This window comes from Mesorhizobium sp. 128a, assembly GCF_053848025.1.
Genome location: NZ_JBSPKY010000016.1, coordinates 64757 through 78549, shown reverse-complemented (window position 1 = coordinate 78549; position 13793 = coordinate 64757). Strand labels below are relative to the sequence as shown.

At 62.2% G+C, this 13793-nt stretch carries 18 protein-coding genes; 12 read left to right on the top strand and 6 right to left on the bottom strand.

Going from position 1 to position 13793, the window contains the following annotated elements:
• The first annotated feature begins 1 nt into the window (after window position 1).
• Together ACWTU9_RS24275 and ACWTU9_RS24270 are read left to right on the top strand one after the other, a co-directional pair.
• The gene (locus tag ACWTU9_RS24275) at window positions 2-337 is read left to right on the top strand and encodes a hypothetical protein (RefSeq protein WP_455860502.1); all 336 of its coding nucleotides are present in this window, start codon (window positions 2-4) and stop codon (window positions 335-337) included.
• Entirely contained in the window at window positions 334-1773 is a 1440-nt protein-coding gene (locus ACWTU9_RS24270; RefSeq protein ID WP_455860501.1) for a GMC oxidoreductase, read from the top strand. The genes ACWTU9_RS24275 and ACWTU9_RS24270 overlap by 4 nt, the downstream gene beginning before the upstream one ends.
• 199 nt (window positions 1774-1972) lie before the next feature.
• On the opposite strand, the gene ACWTU9_RS24265 is transcribed toward ACWTU9_RS24270, so the two are convergent.
• Window positions 1973-2140, bottom strand: a complete 168-nt coding sequence (locus ACWTU9_RS24265; RefSeq protein WP_455860500.1) for a hypothetical protein — start codon at window positions 2138-2140, stop codon at window positions 1973-1975.
• Window positions 2141-2234: 94 nt separating this feature from the next.
• Here ACWTU9_RS24265 and ACWTU9_RS24260 point away from each other — a divergent pair, with 94 nt between their 5' ends.
• Window positions 2235-2732, top strand: a complete 498-nt coding sequence (locus ACWTU9_RS24260; protein ID WP_455860499.1) for a MarR family winged helix-turn-helix transcriptional regulator — start codon at window positions 2235-2237, stop codon at window positions 2730-2732.
• 42 nt (window positions 2733-2774) lie between these two features.
• Here the strand turns inward: ACWTU9_RS24260 and ACWTU9_RS24255 are convergent, their stop codons facing one another.
• Window positions 2775-3407, bottom strand: coding sequence for a TetR/AcrR family transcriptional regulator (locus tag ACWTU9_RS24255; RefSeq protein WP_454589569.1), 633 nt, complete (start codon window positions 3405-3407; stop codon window positions 2775-2777).
• A gap of 103 nt (window positions 3408-3510) precedes the next feature.
• Here ACWTU9_RS24255 and ACWTU9_RS24250 point away from each other — a divergent pair, with 103 nt between their 5' ends.
• Complete coding sequence (locus tag ACWTU9_RS24250) at window positions 3511-3915, top strand: VOC family protein (RefSeq protein ID WP_455860498.1); 405 nt, start codon at window positions 3511-3513, stop codon at window positions 3913-3915.
• A gap of 114 nt (window positions 3916-4029) precedes the next feature.
• On the opposite strand, the gene phhA is transcribed toward ACWTU9_RS24250, so the two are convergent.
• Window positions 4030-4866, bottom strand: a complete 837-nt coding sequence (gene phhA, locus ACWTU9_RS24245) for a phenylalanine 4-monooxygenase (RefSeq protein ID WP_455860497.1) — start codon at window positions 4864-4866, stop codon at window positions 4030-4032.
• A gap of 139 nt (window positions 4867-5005) precedes the next feature.
• On the opposite strand from phhA, the gene ACWTU9_RS24240 reads away from it, so the two are divergent.
• From ACWTU9_RS24240 to ACWTU9_RS24230, 3 genes are all read left to right on the top strand, one after another.
• Window positions 5006-5482, top strand: coding sequence for an Lrp/AsnC family transcriptional regulator (locus ACWTU9_RS24240; protein ID WP_455860496.1), 477 nt, complete (start codon window positions 5006-5008; stop codon window positions 5480-5482).
• 119 nt (window positions 5483-5601) lie between these two features.
• Window positions 5602-7149: a magnesium-protoporphyrin IX monomethyl ester anaerobic oxidative cyclase gene (gene bchE / locus ACWTU9_RS24235; RefSeq protein WP_455860495.1), complete on the top strand. Its 1548-nt coding sequence runs from the start codon at window positions 5602-5604 to the stop codon at window positions 7147-7149.
• A gap of 146 nt (window positions 7150-7295) precedes the next feature.
• Window positions 7296-7694 carry a RidA family protein gene (locus ACWTU9_RS24230; RefSeq protein WP_455860494.1) on the top strand — a complete coding sequence of 133 codons (399 nt, stop codon included), beginning with the start codon at window positions 7296-7298 and terminating at the stop codon, window positions 7692-7694.
• 24 nt (window positions 7695-7718) lie between these two features.
• Here ACWTU9_RS24230 and argB read toward each other — a convergent pair whose 3' ends face one another.
• The 3 genes from argB to ACWTU9_RS24215 form a co-directional block, all read right to left on the bottom strand.
• Window positions 7719-8612 carry an acetylglutamate kinase gene (gene argB / locus ACWTU9_RS24225; protein WP_455860493.1) on the bottom strand — a complete coding sequence of 298 codons (894 nt, stop codon included), beginning with the start codon at window positions 8610-8612 and terminating at the stop codon, window positions 7719-7721.
• 99 nt (window positions 8613-8711) lie between these two features.
• The gene (locus ACWTU9_RS24220) at window positions 8712-8906 is read right to left on the bottom strand and encodes a hypothetical protein (RefSeq protein ID WP_455860492.1); all 195 of its coding nucleotides are present in this window, start codon (window positions 8904-8906) and stop codon (window positions 8712-8714) included.
• 75 nt (window positions 8907-8981) lie between these two features.
• Window positions 8982-9206: an amidase family protein gene (locus tag ACWTU9_RS24215; protein ID WP_455860491.1), complete on the bottom strand. Its 225-nt coding sequence runs from the start codon at window positions 9204-9206 to the stop codon at window positions 8982-8984.
• A gap of 118 nt (window positions 9207-9324) precedes the next feature.
• On the opposite strand from ACWTU9_RS24215, the gene ACWTU9_RS24210 reads away from it, so the two are divergent.
• From ACWTU9_RS24210 to ACWTU9_RS24190, 5 genes are all read left to right on the top strand, one after another.
• On the top strand, window positions 9325-9864 hold the full coding sequence (locus tag ACWTU9_RS24210; protein ID WP_455860490.1) for a sigma-70 family RNA polymerase sigma factor: 540 nt from the start codon (window positions 9325-9327) through the stop codon (window positions 9862-9864).
• Entirely contained in the window at window positions 9861-10589 is a 729-nt protein-coding gene (locus tag ACWTU9_RS24205) for an anti-sigma factor (RefSeq protein WP_455860489.1), read from the top strand. The genes ACWTU9_RS24210 and ACWTU9_RS24205 overlap by 4 nt, the downstream gene beginning before the upstream one ends.
• A 224-nt stretch (window positions 10590-10813) precedes the next feature.
• The gene (locus ACWTU9_RS24200; RefSeq protein ID WP_455860488.1) at window positions 10814-11371 is read left to right on the top strand and encodes a fasciclin domain-containing protein; all 558 of its coding nucleotides are present in this window, start codon (window positions 10814-10816) and stop codon (window positions 11369-11371) included.
• A 216-nt stretch (window positions 11372-11587) separates the two neighbouring features.
• Window positions 11588-12088 carry a peptide-methionine (R)-S-oxide reductase MsrB gene (gene msrB, locus ACWTU9_RS24195; protein ID WP_455860487.1) on the top strand — a complete coding sequence of 167 codons (501 nt, stop codon included), beginning with the start codon at window positions 11588-11590 and terminating at the stop codon, window positions 12086-12088.
• Between the two features lie 155 nt (window positions 12089-12243).
• Complete coding sequence (locus ACWTU9_RS24190) at window positions 12244-13788, top strand: FAD-dependent monooxygenase (protein ID WP_455860486.1); 1545 nt, start codon at window positions 12244-12246, stop codon at window positions 13786-13788.
• Window positions 13789-13793 lie beyond the last annotated feature (5 nt).

Below are 13793 nucleotides of genomic sequence, written 5' to 3'. Positions count from 1 at the left end.
CATGCTTGCCAAGGATTTGCTGACATTGTTGCAGCGCAACCGCGCCGTTTACCCGGTTGTAAGCCGTTTACCGATAGGACTGGCACGGAAATGGCCTGTCTGGCTGGCACGTGTGCCGTTCAGGGAACGCCATGCGTGGATCGAAGCCCCCATCGAGAGACGTGTCATGAGCTTCTTCATCAAGAAAATATCGCGCCGCACCATCGTGCAGGCGCTGATTGCCATGCCGGCGTTGCAGCTTTTTCGCAAGCTGCCTGAAAGCGACCGCCCCCGTGCCGACCCTGACGAGATCGTCGAGGTCAATGGCTGGATCCTGAAGCGGAGCGACCTGGCATGATCTTCGACAGCTATGAGGCGTATCGCGCCTCGGAGTTCAAGCCGAAGGTCTGCATTCTCGGCTCCGGGCCTGCCGGCACCACCATTGCCAGGAAGCTTGGCGCCGCGGGCATCCCGGTCGTGGTGCTGGAAGCCGGCTCACGCGAATTCAGCGACGAGTCGCAGGACTTCTACCGCGGCACCACCGTCGGCGATCCCTATTTCGACCTCGACATCACCCGGTTGCGGTTCATGGGCGGGTCGTCGAACCACTGGGCCGGCTGGTGCCGGGTGCTCGACAAGCAGGATTTCGAGCCCAAGGCGTGGGCGCCGGACACGGGCTGGCCGATCAGCCGCGCCGACATCGAGCCCTATCTGTCCGAGGTTCATGACATACTCGACCTTCCGGACTTCCGGCCAGATGTGCCGATTTCGGACGACATACGCTGGATACAGCTGATCAAGAGCCCGGCCGTGCGCTTCGGCGAGAAATTTGCCGATGAGCTCGACAAGAGCAAGACCATCGCCGTCGTGCTCAACACCTATGCCACCGAACTTGCAGGTGACGGCAAGCGGGTGACTGGCGCCAGGCTGTGGTCGAACGGCCAGGATGCCGGCGCCTTCAGCGCCGATTATTTCATCGTCTGCACCGGCGGGCTGGAGAACTCACGACTGCTTCTATGGTCGAACCAGCGCTCGAACGGGGGCGTGGTGCCGAACGCCACGGCGCTTGGCCGTTACTGGATGGAACACCCGACCTTCGAGGGCGGCAATGCCATCCTGGCCGATTACAGCGAATTCGAGGTCGACGCCGTCAACGAGGCCTTCTTCTCGCCGACGCTTGCCGCCATGGAGCGGCTGCAGATCATGAATTTCGGCATACGCCTGATCGAGACGCCCTACGCCGGGGTCAAGAGCCTGATTGCCGACCTCGCCTGCACCGCGCCCGACGCTGCCGAGTGGGTAGCCTATCAGCTCAGCCAGAATCTGCGCTGTGCCGCCCAGCTCTATGTCGCCTGGGAACAGGCGCCGCTGGCTTCGAATCACATCGAATTGTCGAAGACCGATGTCGACCATGCCGGCGTGCCGCGCATCGAGTTGCACTGGAAGAAGTCGCCGCTGGAGCGCCGCACCATTCTTGAGGGGCTCAAACTGTTCGGCAGGACGTTGATCGAGAAGAACCTCGGCCGCGTCCGCATCATGGACTGGCTTGCCAATGGCCAGGACTACCCGACCGACGAGGAGCTGGCCGGCCACCACCATATGGGCGGCACGCGCATGGGCACGGATGTGACCAAGAGCGTGGTCGACGCCAACTGCAAGGTGCACGGCATGGACAATCTCTATGTCGGCGGCTCCTCGGTCTTCTGCACCTCCGGCGAGTGCAACCCGACGACGACGATCACAGCGCTGGCCTGCCGGCTTGGCGATCATTTGAGCAAGGTCGTCACAGTGTGACGCAGTCCCGGTTTGACCCAGTCACCACCGTCTGACCGCCAAAAGCGGACGGTGCCGGCAGGATTGCTGCCGGCACCGCCCTGGCGCGCCTTTGGGTGGATTCAGGTCTGGACCAGAGCGTGATTCCGAAACCGGTTTTCGGAAGGGTCCGCTCGGTGGAAGGTAAGCCTCATCCCGATTCCTCGGGATGGAACAGCCTCTAAAGGCCGTACACGGCGACGCGCACCAGCACAGCCGCGGCAGCCAGCGCCACCAGCAGGATGCCGAGGCCGATGGGCGAGCCCCAGCCATACCATTTCATCGCCATCTCGGCGTATTTGTACTCTTCCTCGTGGGAGACCGGCGCGCGTTGTTGAATTAAGCTCATTTTTCACTCCTTGTCGGCGGCAGGCCCTTGCTATGTCCGGACCGCAGCCGCATATTGATGCAATGGTCTAAATGTTAGACAGAGTGATAGTTAGATGATCGAAATAAATTCGTCAAGCCGGAATCGCGAGGACATGACGACGGCCATCGGCCTGGCCATCATGCAGTGGCAGGACGCCACACAGGCCTATGACGAAGCGGTGGGGGAAAGGCTCGGGCTGAACATGGCCGAACGCCATTGCATCGGGCTGCTCTATGGCGGTCCGCAATCGGCCGGCGCCGTTGCGATAGCGACCGGCCTGACGCCCGCTGCCGTGACCGCGCTGACCGACCGGCTGGAAGCGCGCGGGCTTTTGACGCGCACGCGCAGTCTCGAGGACAGGCGCAAGGTGGTGATCGAGGCAACCGAGGCGACACGCGAACTGTCGGCGCGTTACTACGGTGCCATCGCGCGGGAAGGAGAAAAGGTGATCGCCACTTTCAATGACGCCGAGCTCGCGACCATATCGCGCTTCGTCAACGCCGCCCTCGACCTGCAGCGCGCTCAGCTTGCGCGGCTGAAGGCCGAGGGGCCGGACCCCCTTGGGCGATAGAAGCGCTGCTGTGCTTGCGGCGTTCCGCTGATGTCGGCAGGACTATTTCGGCTGGACCCCATAAACAACCAGAAACGCTTCCACCGAGGCATCCGCGTGCCGTTCCAGTTCGGCCTTGGAGCGCCGGTTGCTTCCAGTGAACATGGCTTCATTCATGGGGATCCAAAGAAGCATCCCAAAAAGATGGCTGGCCGCCAGATAGGGATCGCTGGTTTGTATCAGTCCTCGACTGGTGAGCTTTTGAAAGCACGACGCCGTCGAGGCAAGCATGCGTTCAAAACCTTTCTCGTACCAACTGCGCCCAAGCTGCGGCATTCGATCCGCATTGGCGATAATCAAGCGCCGCAGCTTCAACAACTCTTCATCCATGAGAACCGCTATCAGACGTCGGGCAAGCTGCTGCAGCCCGCCTTCCATAAATTTCGCCTCGGAAAGCAGCGTCGTCACGGACTCGATGATGTCGTTGACCTGGCCAGCGGTTGACAGAACGACTTCGCCGAACAGCGTCTCCTTGTCGGTGAAATGCTTGTAGACGGTCTGCTTGGAAGCCCCTGCCCTGGTGGCGATTTCCTCCATGCTGGTTCCATCATAACCCTTGCCGATGAACGCTGCAGTGGCCGCCTGGATGATTTCACGGTCCTTGCGTGCCGATCTGGTTTCACCGTCAATTTCCATGGGTGCTCTCCTGACCAGTACTAGACGGTACCGTTCCCGTATGATAACCACAATCCCAGTACTAGACTGGCTAGTACCCGCCAACAAAGCAGGGCTTAAACTGATGAGCAAAATGATCTTCGTCAACCTACCGGTTCGCGATCTGCAGGCAGCGACAAACTTCTATCTCGCGATCGGGGTCACGCTAAACCCGCAGTTCTCGAGCGACCAGGCCAGCTCGATCATGTTCTCCGACTCGATTGGGGTCATGTTGCTGACGCACCAGCACTACAGCCAGTTCACAGCTCGGCAGATCGGCGACGCCAGGCGTGACAGCCAGATGCTGATCGCGCTCACCACTGGCAGCAAGGACGAGGTCAATGCCACAATCGATAAGGGTGTGGCGGCAGGCGGCCGCGCTGATCCCAATCCCGCGCAGGATCTCGGTTTCATGTTCAACCGCCACATCGAAGACCCAGACGGCAACGTGTGGGAGTTCCTGTGGATGAACCCCGCCGCCATGCAATAGCCTGTCGGGAACAAAAGCCTAAAGTACGTCGCGTTGAAGCGGATTCATGCGACGCGCTTTAGGCCTTTGTTCTATGCATGTCGTGTTTCCAAGATCACTTTTCGGCGACACGCATTAGACGGCCGCCGGGTCGAGCGCGGCCTGACCCTTGCGACGCGCCACGATCGCCTTGAAATCGGCGGTGCGGAACGCATCGCGCAGCACGTCGAAGGACGGCAGCACGAAATAGGCGCGCTGGAACTTGTCGATCTCGTAGCCGGTGCGCATCACCGTCTCCAGGTCGAAGGGCACGTGATGCGCGTCCTTGCTGTCGACGGCAATCTGCAATTCGGTGAAGGATGACATCAGCCCGGCGCCGAACGCCTTCAAGGGCTGGCCCTTCTCTTGCATCAGTCCGTATTCGGCGGTGTACCAGTAGAGGCGGGTGATCATCTCGTCGCCGCCCAGCGCAATCACGCTCTCGGCCTTCTCGCCATACATCTGCATGAAATCGGCGAACACCGGCTGCGTCAGAATGGGCACATGGCCGAAGAAGTCGTGGAACATGTCCGGCTCGACGATGTAGTCGAGCTCGTCCTTGGTGCGCAGCCAGTTGGTCACCGGAAAGCGCCGGTTGGCGAGATGGTCGAAGAAGGGCGCAGCTGGAATGAGGCCGGGAACGGCGACAATCTCCCAGCCGGTCAGCTTGCGCAGCCTGTCTGAGACCGCGCCGAAATCCGGGATCTTGTCGAGCAGGCCGAGCGTGGCGACGCCATCGAGATAGGAATGGTGGGCCAGTTTCTGCGTCAGCTTGGTCTGGCGGTCGCACAGCGTGCGCCACACCGCCTGCTCCTCGGCGCTGTAATCATAGCCTTGCGCCACGGTGAAATCGGAACGGCAAACCGAATAGTCGCCGCGCAACCCTTGCGCCGCGCAATCGCGGGCATAGTCGGCAACGCTCATCGTCGTCATGGCTCTTCTCCCTGCAAATCATCAACGGCTGACGTGCCTGAAGGCTAACCCGGTTTTCCGAGGCAAATTGGTTTTGATGATGGCTCAGGCAGACATTTAGAGGTAACATCCCCTCAATAGCCGTCTCAGAGGAGTGAAAATGCCTCAGTTCGATGATTTCGAGATCAAGATGCTGGATGTGCTGCAGCGTGACGGGCGCAAGCCCGTCTCCGAACTTGCGCAGGAGATCGGCCTGTCGACGACGCCTTGCGCGCGCCGCTTCGAGGCGCTGCAGGAGGCCGGCATCATCAAGGGATTCGCCGCCGTGCTCAGCCGCCGCGCCGTCGGCCTGATGGTGGAGGTGTTCATCGAGGTGCGGCTGGTCAGCCACAGCGATGGTTCGCCCGAAACCTTCATCGCCGCCGTGCAGCGCATGGACGAAGTCTCGTCCTGCTGGACGATGACCGGCGACCACGATTTCCTGCTGCATGTCATGGTGCCCTCGGTCGACGAACTCAACGCCTTCGTCATGCACCGTCTGATGCGGCTTTCGGGTGTGCGCGACGTCCACACACAACTGGTGCTTCAGAACATCAAGGGCCCGGGCCACGTGCCGCTCTCCCATCTCAGACGGTAGATGCACTTTCCGGCAGACGTATTTTCTGCCGAAAAGCTGCACGCAAATTGCTGAACGGAGCCCAATTGCCGATCTGAAACGCCGACTACGCCATGCGGACCACTGCTTTGAGGTCCGTCATGAACATCGTCCTGATCAATCCGCCGCATACAGCCATCGGCAGCCGCGTGCCCGACGACCATCTGCCGCCGCTCGGCCTGCTTGCACTCGGCGGGCCGCTCATCGATGCCGGCCATCAGGCGCGGCTGGTCGATGCCGAGTTCGGGCCGATGCCGCTGGATCAGCTGGTGCGCGATGCCCTGAGCGGCCAGCCCGACTGCATCCTAATCGGCCATTCCGGCTCGACCTCGGCGCATCCCACGGCACTCGCCATTGCCCGCATGGTCAAGACGCGCGAGCCGGCGACGCTGGTGATCTATGGCGGCGTGTTCCCGACCTATCATTGGCGCGACATACTGGCGGCAACGGATGTTTTCGACTTCATCGTGCGCGGCGAGGGCGAGGTGACCATTGTCTCTCTCATCGAGGCGCTGGATAATCGCCGCCCGCTGGCGGATGTCGCCGGCATCGCTTATCGCGACGATCTCGGCCGTCCCTTTGCAACGCGGCCGGCCGGCACCATCGCCACCCTCGAGGATTATCGCGTCGGCTGGGAGCTGATCGATCCCCGCCGCTACAGTTATTGGGGCGGAAAGCGTGCGGTGGTCATGCAGTTTTCACGCGGCTGCCCGCATCTGTGCAATTATTGCGGCCAGCGCGGCTTCTGGACCCGTTGGCGGCACCGCGACCCCAAGAAATTCGCGCAGGAAATCGCCTGGCTGCACCGCGAGCATGGCGTCGAACTGATCAACCTCGCCGACGAGAACCCGACGGTGTCGAAGAAAGCGTGGCGCGCCTTTCTCGACGCCATGATTGCCGAGGATGTGCCGGTGTTGATCGTGGGCTCGACCCGCGCCGACGACATCGTGCGCGACGCCGACATTTTGCACCTCTACCGCAAGGCGGGCGTCATCCGCTGGCTGCTCGGCATGGAGAATACCGACGAACAGACGCTTCAATTGATCCGCAAGGGCGGTAGCACCTCATCCGACCGCGAGGCGATCAGACTGCTGCGCCAGCACGGCATCCTGTCGATGGCGACCTGGGTGGCCGGCTTCGAGGACGAGACTCTTCGCGATTTGTGGCGCGGTTTCCGCCAGCTGCTTGCCTATGACCCCGACCAGATCCAGGCGCTTTACGTCACCCCGCACCGCTGGACGCCGTTCTTCCGCATCGCCCGGGATCGCAAGGTGATCCAGACCGACGCCCGGCTGTGGGACTACAAGCACCAAGTGCTGCAGATGACCCGCCTGAAACCGTGGATGCTGTTCTTCTCGGTCAAGCTGATCGAGGTCGCGGTGCAGTCCCGGCCCAAGGCATTGGCGCGCATTCTCTTTCACCCCGATCCCGAACAGCGCCATTCGATGCGCTGGTACACGCAGATGGGCCGCCGCGTCTGGTTCCGCGAGGTCTGGGGCTTTTTGGCCTGGGACCGGCGCCTGAAGGACGGTCCGACGCTGGCCGAATTCTGGGGCGCGCCGCAGGACGCCGAGGAAGAATCGATGGTCGCCGTGCGGCCGCCACGCAAGCCGGCCGAAACGGCCGCCGCGATCTCGCCCGGCGCCTGACGGTTCCGTTGCCATCACAAATATACGTTGCGTATGCGTATTGACATACGCGACGTATGAACCCATCTTGGACATACGGGGCGTATGTAAAAGGACGACGGCAGGCCGAAATCGTTGGGAACCTGCCTTGTCCAGATGGAGTAGAAATGACCAAACGTGACGCGATCTTCCCTGCCGGTCGGCAGGCTCTCTACGAGATCAACCGCTATTCGGCGGCGATCCGCTCGGGCGACCTCCTGTTCGTCTCGGGCCAGGTCGGCAGCCGCGAGGACGGCTCGCCTGAGCCGGTGTTTGAAAAGCAGGTCCAGCTTGCTTTCGACAATCTGGCCGCGGTGCTGAAAGCAGCCGGCTGCACGTTCGACGACATTGTCGACGTGACGAGCTTCCACACAGATCCGGCCGCGCAGTGGGGCGCCATCGATGCCGTCCGACTGAAGGTGTTTGGCGAACCGCCCTATACCAACTGGACCGCGGTCGGCGTCAATTGGTTAGCCGGCTTTGATTTCGAGATAAAGGTCATCGCGCGCTTGCCCGAGCCGGCCTGATCGAGGGGCAGCAGGCGGTCGGGTTCAGGGCACGATCAGCGTGCCGGCGCCGTGTTCGGTGAACAGCTCCAAGAGCACCGAATGCGGCGTCTTGCCGTTGAGGATGACGACACCTTCGACGCCGCGTTCGATCGCTTCGATGCAGGTCTCGACCTTGGGGATCATGCCGCCCGACACCGTGCCGTCCTTGATCAGCGCCTTGGCTTCGGCCACCGTCAGTTCGTCGATCAGCTTCTTGTTCTTGTCGAGCACGCCGGGCACATCGGTCAGGAACAAAAGGCGCGTCGCCTGGCAGGCGCCGGCAATGGCGCCGGCAAAAGTGTCGGCATTGATATTGTAGGTATGGCCGTCGCGGCCGGGCGCCACCGGCGCCAGCACCGGGATCATTTCCGAGCGCGCCAAAAGGTCGAGCAGCGTGCGGTCGACCTCGACCGGTTCGCCGACGAAGCCGAGGTCCAGCACCCGCTCGATGTTGGAGTCCGGATCGATCATGGTCTTGCGCGCCTTTTCGGCGAACACCATGTTGCCGTCCTTGCCGCACAGGCCGATCGCCCATTCGCCCTCGGCATTGATCAGCGCCACGATTTCCTTGTTGATCGAGCCGGCCAGCACCATCTCGACGATCTCGACCGTCTTCTGGTCGGTGACGCGCAACCCGCCTTCGAACTTCGATTCGATGCCCATCTTGGAGAGCATGGCGCCGATCTGCGGGCCGCCGCCGTGGACGACGATCGGGTTGACGCCGGATTGTTTCAACAGCGCGATGTCGCGGGCGAAGGCCTTGCCCAGTTCGATATCGCCCATGGCATGGCCGCCATATTTCACCACGACCGTCTTGTTCTCGTAGCGCTGCATGTAGGGCAGCGCCCGCGACAGCAGGGCGGCCTGCATTTCGGCGGTGGCGGTGATCTCCGTCATCGGTAGGTTCCCGGCTTGCTGGAAAGGACGGCGGCGTCTTAGCGGGAATTGGCGCAAGGGGCAAATGGTTCGACGCGACTTGGGCCCAGAGCGATCGAATTATTCCTCGATCCGTAGCCCGCCTGCGGTGATCAGCTCAAAGACATTCTCGATATCCGCCGAAGCCCAACCATAGTCATGCGGAAGCCCGAAATTGACTTCGTCGAGCGTGATTGAGCCGCGCCCCCGATACCGATCGATCAGGACCAGGATCGCGTTTCGAATGTGTTCTGGCAGGCCGGGATACTCGGTCATCCGCGCAAAGATTGGTCGGCATGGCCGGTTGTCAAGGCACTAACCTATTGGAGCACCTCAGCGGTGCCCGTCGCGTCAGCCACCCGAAATTTTTTCCATCTGTCCGGCGAGCGACAAGAGCGTCTCCTCGTCACCGGGCCTGCCGACGACCTGGATGCCGAGCGGCAGGCCGGCGTCGGTGACATGGACAGGTAGTGCGATCGACGGCTGGCCGCTGACGTTCTGGATCGCCGGCCAGTGGGTGAACCACAGGCTCTTGTCCATCAACTGCCCGAACAGCGGCTTCAGTTTCAGCAGCACGACAGATGATTCCTTGGCAACCGACTGACGATTACTGGCGGGGAGGCGCAGACATCGATTGCGTAGACAACAACATTTCCGCCTTTGCAAATAAATCGCAATCGCCTAGCTTGTCGGCATGACGCCGCAGGACATCTCCACCCTGATTGTCCGTACCTCGATGAAGGACCGGGCTGCGTTTGATCTGCTTTACCGACAAACCAGCGCGAAACTTTTCGGCGTTTGCCTTCGTGTATTGAGGGACCGGGGAGATGCGGAAGAAGCGCTGCAAGAGGTCTTCGTCAAAGTGTGGACGAAGGCGGATCGTTTCGCCGTTTCGGATCTCAGCCCAATCTCCTGGCTGGTGGCCATAGCCCGCAATCATGCGATTGATCGCATCCGATCACGGCGCAAGCCTGCTGCCGATATCGATGCCGCGCTTGACGTGGCTGACCCGGGTCCGGGTCCGGAGGCCATGGTTGTTGCGGGCGGTGAATCCGAGCGCATCTACCAGTGCCTCGAAGAGTTGGAACAAGACCGGGCGCAAGCCGTCCGGGGCGCTTATTTGAACGGCGAAAGTTACGCCGAACTGGCGGAGCGTCACAAGGTCCCGCTCAACACGATGCGGACGTGGCTGCGGCGCAGCCTGTTGAAACTTAGAGAATGTCTGGAAAGATGACCTTGGCAGAAGAAAATGGACCGGAACGTGGAGGCGACGACCTGCTCGCAGCCGAATACGTTCTCGGCGTTCTGCCGGCGGACGAACGCCAGATAGCCTCCGGACGCATCGACGCTGAGACCGGCTTTGCCCGTCTGGTCGATTCCTGGGAGGTTCACCTTTCGCCGATGGCCGGCGCCTATGCGGAAGTAGAGCCACCGGCCACGATCAAGCCGGCTATCGATCGCCGGTTGTTCTCCTCCACCGCAGCGTCGACTGCCGCGGCGCCGAGCGGCAGCCTTTGGGCGAGCCTTGCCTTCTGGCGCGGCCTCACCGCAGCGGCTCTCGCGGCGCTGGTGCTCTACGCTGCCGTCCCACTCTTCAGGGCTCCGCCGGTCGTCGTGCCGCAGGGGCGCCTGGTCGCCTCGCTGGCTGCCGATGGCAGCGATGTCAAATACCTCGTCGTCTACGACGCCGGACGCAAGGATGTCGGCCTGTCGCTGGTGTCGGGCGAACGCGCCGCCGGCAAGGACTTCGAACTGTGGATGATCGAAGGCAAGAATGCTCCGGTCTCGATGGGTGTCATTCCCGCCGGCCAGACCACGCACATCCCTGTTGCACCGGCCGTGCAGCAGAAGCTGGCGCAAGGCGCCGTGCTCGCCGTCAGCGTCGAGCCCACCGGCGGTTCGCCGACCGGACAGCCGACCGGACCCGTCGTTGCCGCGGGCGACCTGAAGGGTATCTGATAGTTCTCAATAGAGAATTGCTTAGTGAAGAACGGCGGAAGTTTAGCTTCCGCCGCTTTCGCGTTCAGATGCGCTGTCTTGAATCAAAAGATCGACCGTCAAAGGTTTAATTCACCGACAAAATAAAGAATAAATTTTCGCGGCTTGCGGAAACTCCAGCAGGTCCATCCCGTATCTCCATATGTTCCCGAGAGAGGAACAATAACCCGAGGAGTCCGAACACTATGCGTAAACTCGCCACCCTTTTGCTCGCCGGTACCATTGCCGTATCCGCCCTCGCCACTGCTGCCTATGCCGAGAATCCGATGGTTGGCGGCGCCGCCATGTTCGCCAACAAGAACATCGTCGAGAACGCCGTCAATTCGAAGGACCACACGACGCTGGTCGCGGCCGTGAAGGCTGCCGGCCTGGTCGAGACGCTGCAGGGCGCCGGTCCGTTCACCGTCTTCGCGCCGACCAACGACGCCTTTGCCGCCCTTCCGGCCGGTACGGTCGAGACGCTGCTCAAGCCCGAGAACAAGGACAAGCTCACCAAGATCCTGACCTGCCACGTCATCGGCGCAAAGGCGATGGGCGTTGATGTCGCCGCGATGGCCAAGGCCGACGGCGGCACCCACAAGGTCAAGACGGTCGGCGGCTGTGAGCTGTCGCTCAAGGCTGATGGCGGCAAGGTCACCGTCACCGACCAGAACGGCAATGTCGCCAATGTGACGATCGCCGATGTCGAGCAGTCCAACGGCGTCATCCATGTCATCGACAAGGTTCTGCTGCCGAAGATGTAACAAAGCGCCTGCCGCCGGCGAACTGCTGGTCAAGGCTCCCTGCAGATTGCGCGGCTCGCGCCCCCGTGGGCCGCGCAATCGACCGAGCGCTCCATCCCGTCCGCAGCAAGTGCGGAACCGGTGTGGAGCGTTCGTTTGCAGAGGCCACCGTCACCGGCTTTTGATTTTGCTGTGGCGGCCAAATTTGGCAAAACAACCTGCAGGAGGATTTCTATCATGAACCGTCGAGATTTGCTTTTGAGCGGCGTCGCCTTTGCGGCCGTTGCCGGCGCGGCGGCAACGCTGCGCATGGGCGGGCTTCAACCCGCCAGGGCTGCCGAAACCTTCGAGGTCACCAAGACCGACGCCGAATGGCACGCCATCCTGTCCGACGACGCCTTCAACGTGCTGCGCAAGGAAGGAACCGAATATCCCGGCACCAGCCCGCTGCTCAACGAACACCGCAAGGGCATCTTTGCCTGCGCCGGTTGCGACCTGCCGGTCTATCCCTCGGAGACCAAGTTCGATTCCGGCACCGGCTGGCCGAGCTTCTGGCAGGAGATTGCCAACGGCATCGGCAAAACCGAGGACCGCTCGCTGGGCATGACCCGCACCGAGGTCCACTGCCGCCGCTGCGGCGGCCATCTCGGCCATGTCTTCGATGACGGCCCAGCGCCGACCGGCCTGCGCCACTGCATCAACGGCGTCGCGCTGAAATTCAAGCCGGCGACTGCCTGACCGTCCAGCGTCTCTTGGCGATGTCGAGAACTTGGCAGGCGGCGTGGCCGCCGCCTCCTATCTCTTGAAATGGGGCGAAAACACTTAATTTCAAGAATTGGCAGACGGCTTTTTATGCGTAGATTCCGCAGCCCTTATCGAGAGGGCCAGAACCTATGCAACGAGTGCAAGAACACGCTCGCCAGGGCGAGCGCAAATCGACCGGTCATGCTGATGCCGACCGGCCGCAAATCTCCCATCCTGTGGTGATCGTCGGAGGTGGGCCGACCGGACTGATGTTGGCCGGCGAGCTTTCCTTGGCCGGTGTCGACGCCGCCATCGTCGAGCGGCGCGCTGGACAAGAGGTCGAAGGGCTGCGCTCCGGCGGCCTGCACGCACGAACCATCGAGATATTCGACCAGCGCGGCATTGCCGACCGGTTTCTGACGCAAGGGCGGACTGCCCAGGTCGCTGGCTTTGCCGGCGTTTCGCTCGATATCAGCGACTTTCCCACTCGCCACAATTACGGGCTCGCTTTGTGGCAGAAGCATATAGAGCGCATCCTTGCCGACTGGGTGGAGGAGCTTGGCGTCACGATCTACCGTCGCTGCGAGGTGACGGCTTTCGCCCAGGACGAGAGTAGTGTCGACGTCGCGCTCAGCGACGGCCGCTCGCTTCGCGCCGATTACCTCGTCGGCTGCGACGGCGGCAGAAGCCTCGTGCGCAAGGCATCGGGCATCGAGTTCCCGGGTTCGGATCCGACGACCAGCAACCTGATTGGTGAGGTCGAAATAACAGAGGAGCCGAACTGGGGCATCCACCGCGATGCAACGGGCATTCATGGTCTCAGCAAGCTGGACGACGGGACCGTGCGGGTGATGGTGACCGAACGCGAGGTCGGGGCTGTCGCGCCGCCCACGCTACGCGATCTGAGCGACGCGCTCGTTGCCGTCTTCGGCACCGATTATGGCGTCCACAATCCGGCATCGCTTTCCCGTTTCACCGATATGGTCCGGCAGGCAGCGTCATACCGCAAGGGGCGGGTGCTGCTGGCGGGCGACGCCGCCCACGTGCACCCGCCAGACGGCGGACAGGGCATGCAGCTTGGCGTGCAGGACGCGGTCAACCTTGGATGGAGGCTCGCCCAGGTGGTCAGAAAAACGGCGCCGGAAGGCCTGCTCGATACCTATCAGGCAGAGCGTCATCCGGTCGCTGCCAGGGTGTTGCAAAACACCATGGCGGCGGTCGTGCTGCGTCGTGAAGACGAGCGCATAAAGGCGCTGCGAGACTTGCTGTCGGGGCTTCTTGCCATGGAGGAGCCGCGCAAGCATTTTGCCGGCATGATGTCCGGCCTGGACATCCGCTACGACCTTGGCGAAGGCCACGAACTGCTGGGACGTCGCATGCCGGATCTCGACCTCGTCACCGATGCCGGCCGGCAACGGGTCTTTGCGCTGCTGCACGAGGCGCGACCGCTGCTGTTCAACTTCGGCCAGCCGGGCGCTTTCGACATCGGCCTATGGGCGGACCGGGTTCGGTCGGTCGACGCCAGCTACAATGGTGCATGGGAGCTTCCGGTGCTGGGTGCGGTCGAAGCTCCCGGCGCCGTGCTGGTCCGGCCCGACGGCCATGTGGCCTGGGTTGATGACGGGGGATCGGCTGGACTGGCCGACGCGTTGACCAGATGGTTCGGCCCACCGGCCACGACACAGAGCAATTGAACGCG

Excerpts from the sequence above, each read along its gene's own strand:
- ACWTU9_RS24230 (WP_455860494.1), top strand. The coding sequence starts at position 7,296 with ATGACCAAACGTGACGCGATCTTCCCTGCCGGTCGGCAGGCTCTCTAC.
- phhA (WP_455860497.1), bottom strand. The coding sequence starts at position 4,866 with ATGACGACGATGAGCGTTGCCGACTATGCCCGCGATTGCGCGGCGCAA.
- ACWTU9_RS24210 (WP_455860490.1), top strand. The coding sequence starts at position 9,325 with ATGACGCCGCAGGACATCTCCACCCTGATTGTCCGTACCTCGATGAAG.
- ACWTU9_RS24270 (WP_455860501.1), top strand. The coding sequence starts at position 334 with ATGATCTTCGACAGCTATGAGGCGTATCGCGCCTCGGAGTTCAAGCCG.
- msrB (WP_455860487.1), top strand. The coding sequence starts at position 11,588 with ATGAACCGTCGAGATTTGCTTTTGAGCGGCGTCGCCTTTGCGGCCGTT.
- bchE (WP_455860495.1), top strand. The coding sequence starts at position 5,602 with ATGAACATCGTCCTGATCAATCCGCCGCATACAGCCATCGGCAGCCGC.
- argB (WP_455860493.1), bottom strand. The coding sequence starts at position 8,612 with ATGACGGAGATCACCGCCACCGCCGAAATGCAGGCCGCCCTGCTGTCG.
- ACWTU9_RS24220 (WP_455860492.1), bottom strand. The coding sequence starts at position 8,906 with ATGACCGAGTATCCCGGCCTGCCAGAACACATTCGAAACGCGATCCTG.
- ACWTU9_RS24255 (WP_454589569.1), bottom strand. The coding sequence starts at position 3,407 with ATGGAAATTGACGGTGAAACCAGATCGGCACGCAAGGACCGTGAAATC.
- ACWTU9_RS24190 (WP_455860486.1), top strand. The coding sequence starts at position 12,244 with ATGCAACGAGTGCAAGAACACGCTCGCCAGGGCGAGCGCAAATCGACC.
- ACWTU9_RS24250 (WP_455860498.1), top strand. The coding sequence starts at position 3,511 with ATGAGCAAAATGATCTTCGTCAACCTACCGGTTCGCGATCTGCAGGCA.
- ACWTU9_RS24240 (WP_455860496.1), top strand. The coding sequence starts at position 5,006 with ATGCCTCAGTTCGATGATTTCGAGATCAAGATGCTGGATGTGCTGCAG.
- ACWTU9_RS24200 (WP_455860488.1), top strand. The coding sequence starts at position 10,814 with ATGCGTAAACTCGCCACCCTTTTGCTCGCCGGTACCATTGCCGTATCC.
- ACWTU9_RS24205 (WP_455860489.1), top strand. The coding sequence starts at position 9,861 with ATGACCTTGGCAGAAGAAAATGGACCGGAACGTGGAGGCGACGACCTG.
- ACWTU9_RS24275 (WP_455860502.1), top strand. The coding sequence starts at position 2 with ATGCTTGCCAAGGATTTGCTGACATTGTTGCAGCGCAACCGCGCCGTT.
- ACWTU9_RS24260 (WP_455860499.1), top strand. The coding sequence starts at position 2,235 with ATGATCGAAATAAATTCGTCAAGCCGGAATCGCGAGGACATGACGACG.
- ACWTU9_RS24265 (WP_455860500.1), bottom strand. The coding sequence starts at position 2,140 with ATGAGCTTAATTCAACAACGCGCGCCGGTCTCCCACGAGGAAGAGTAC.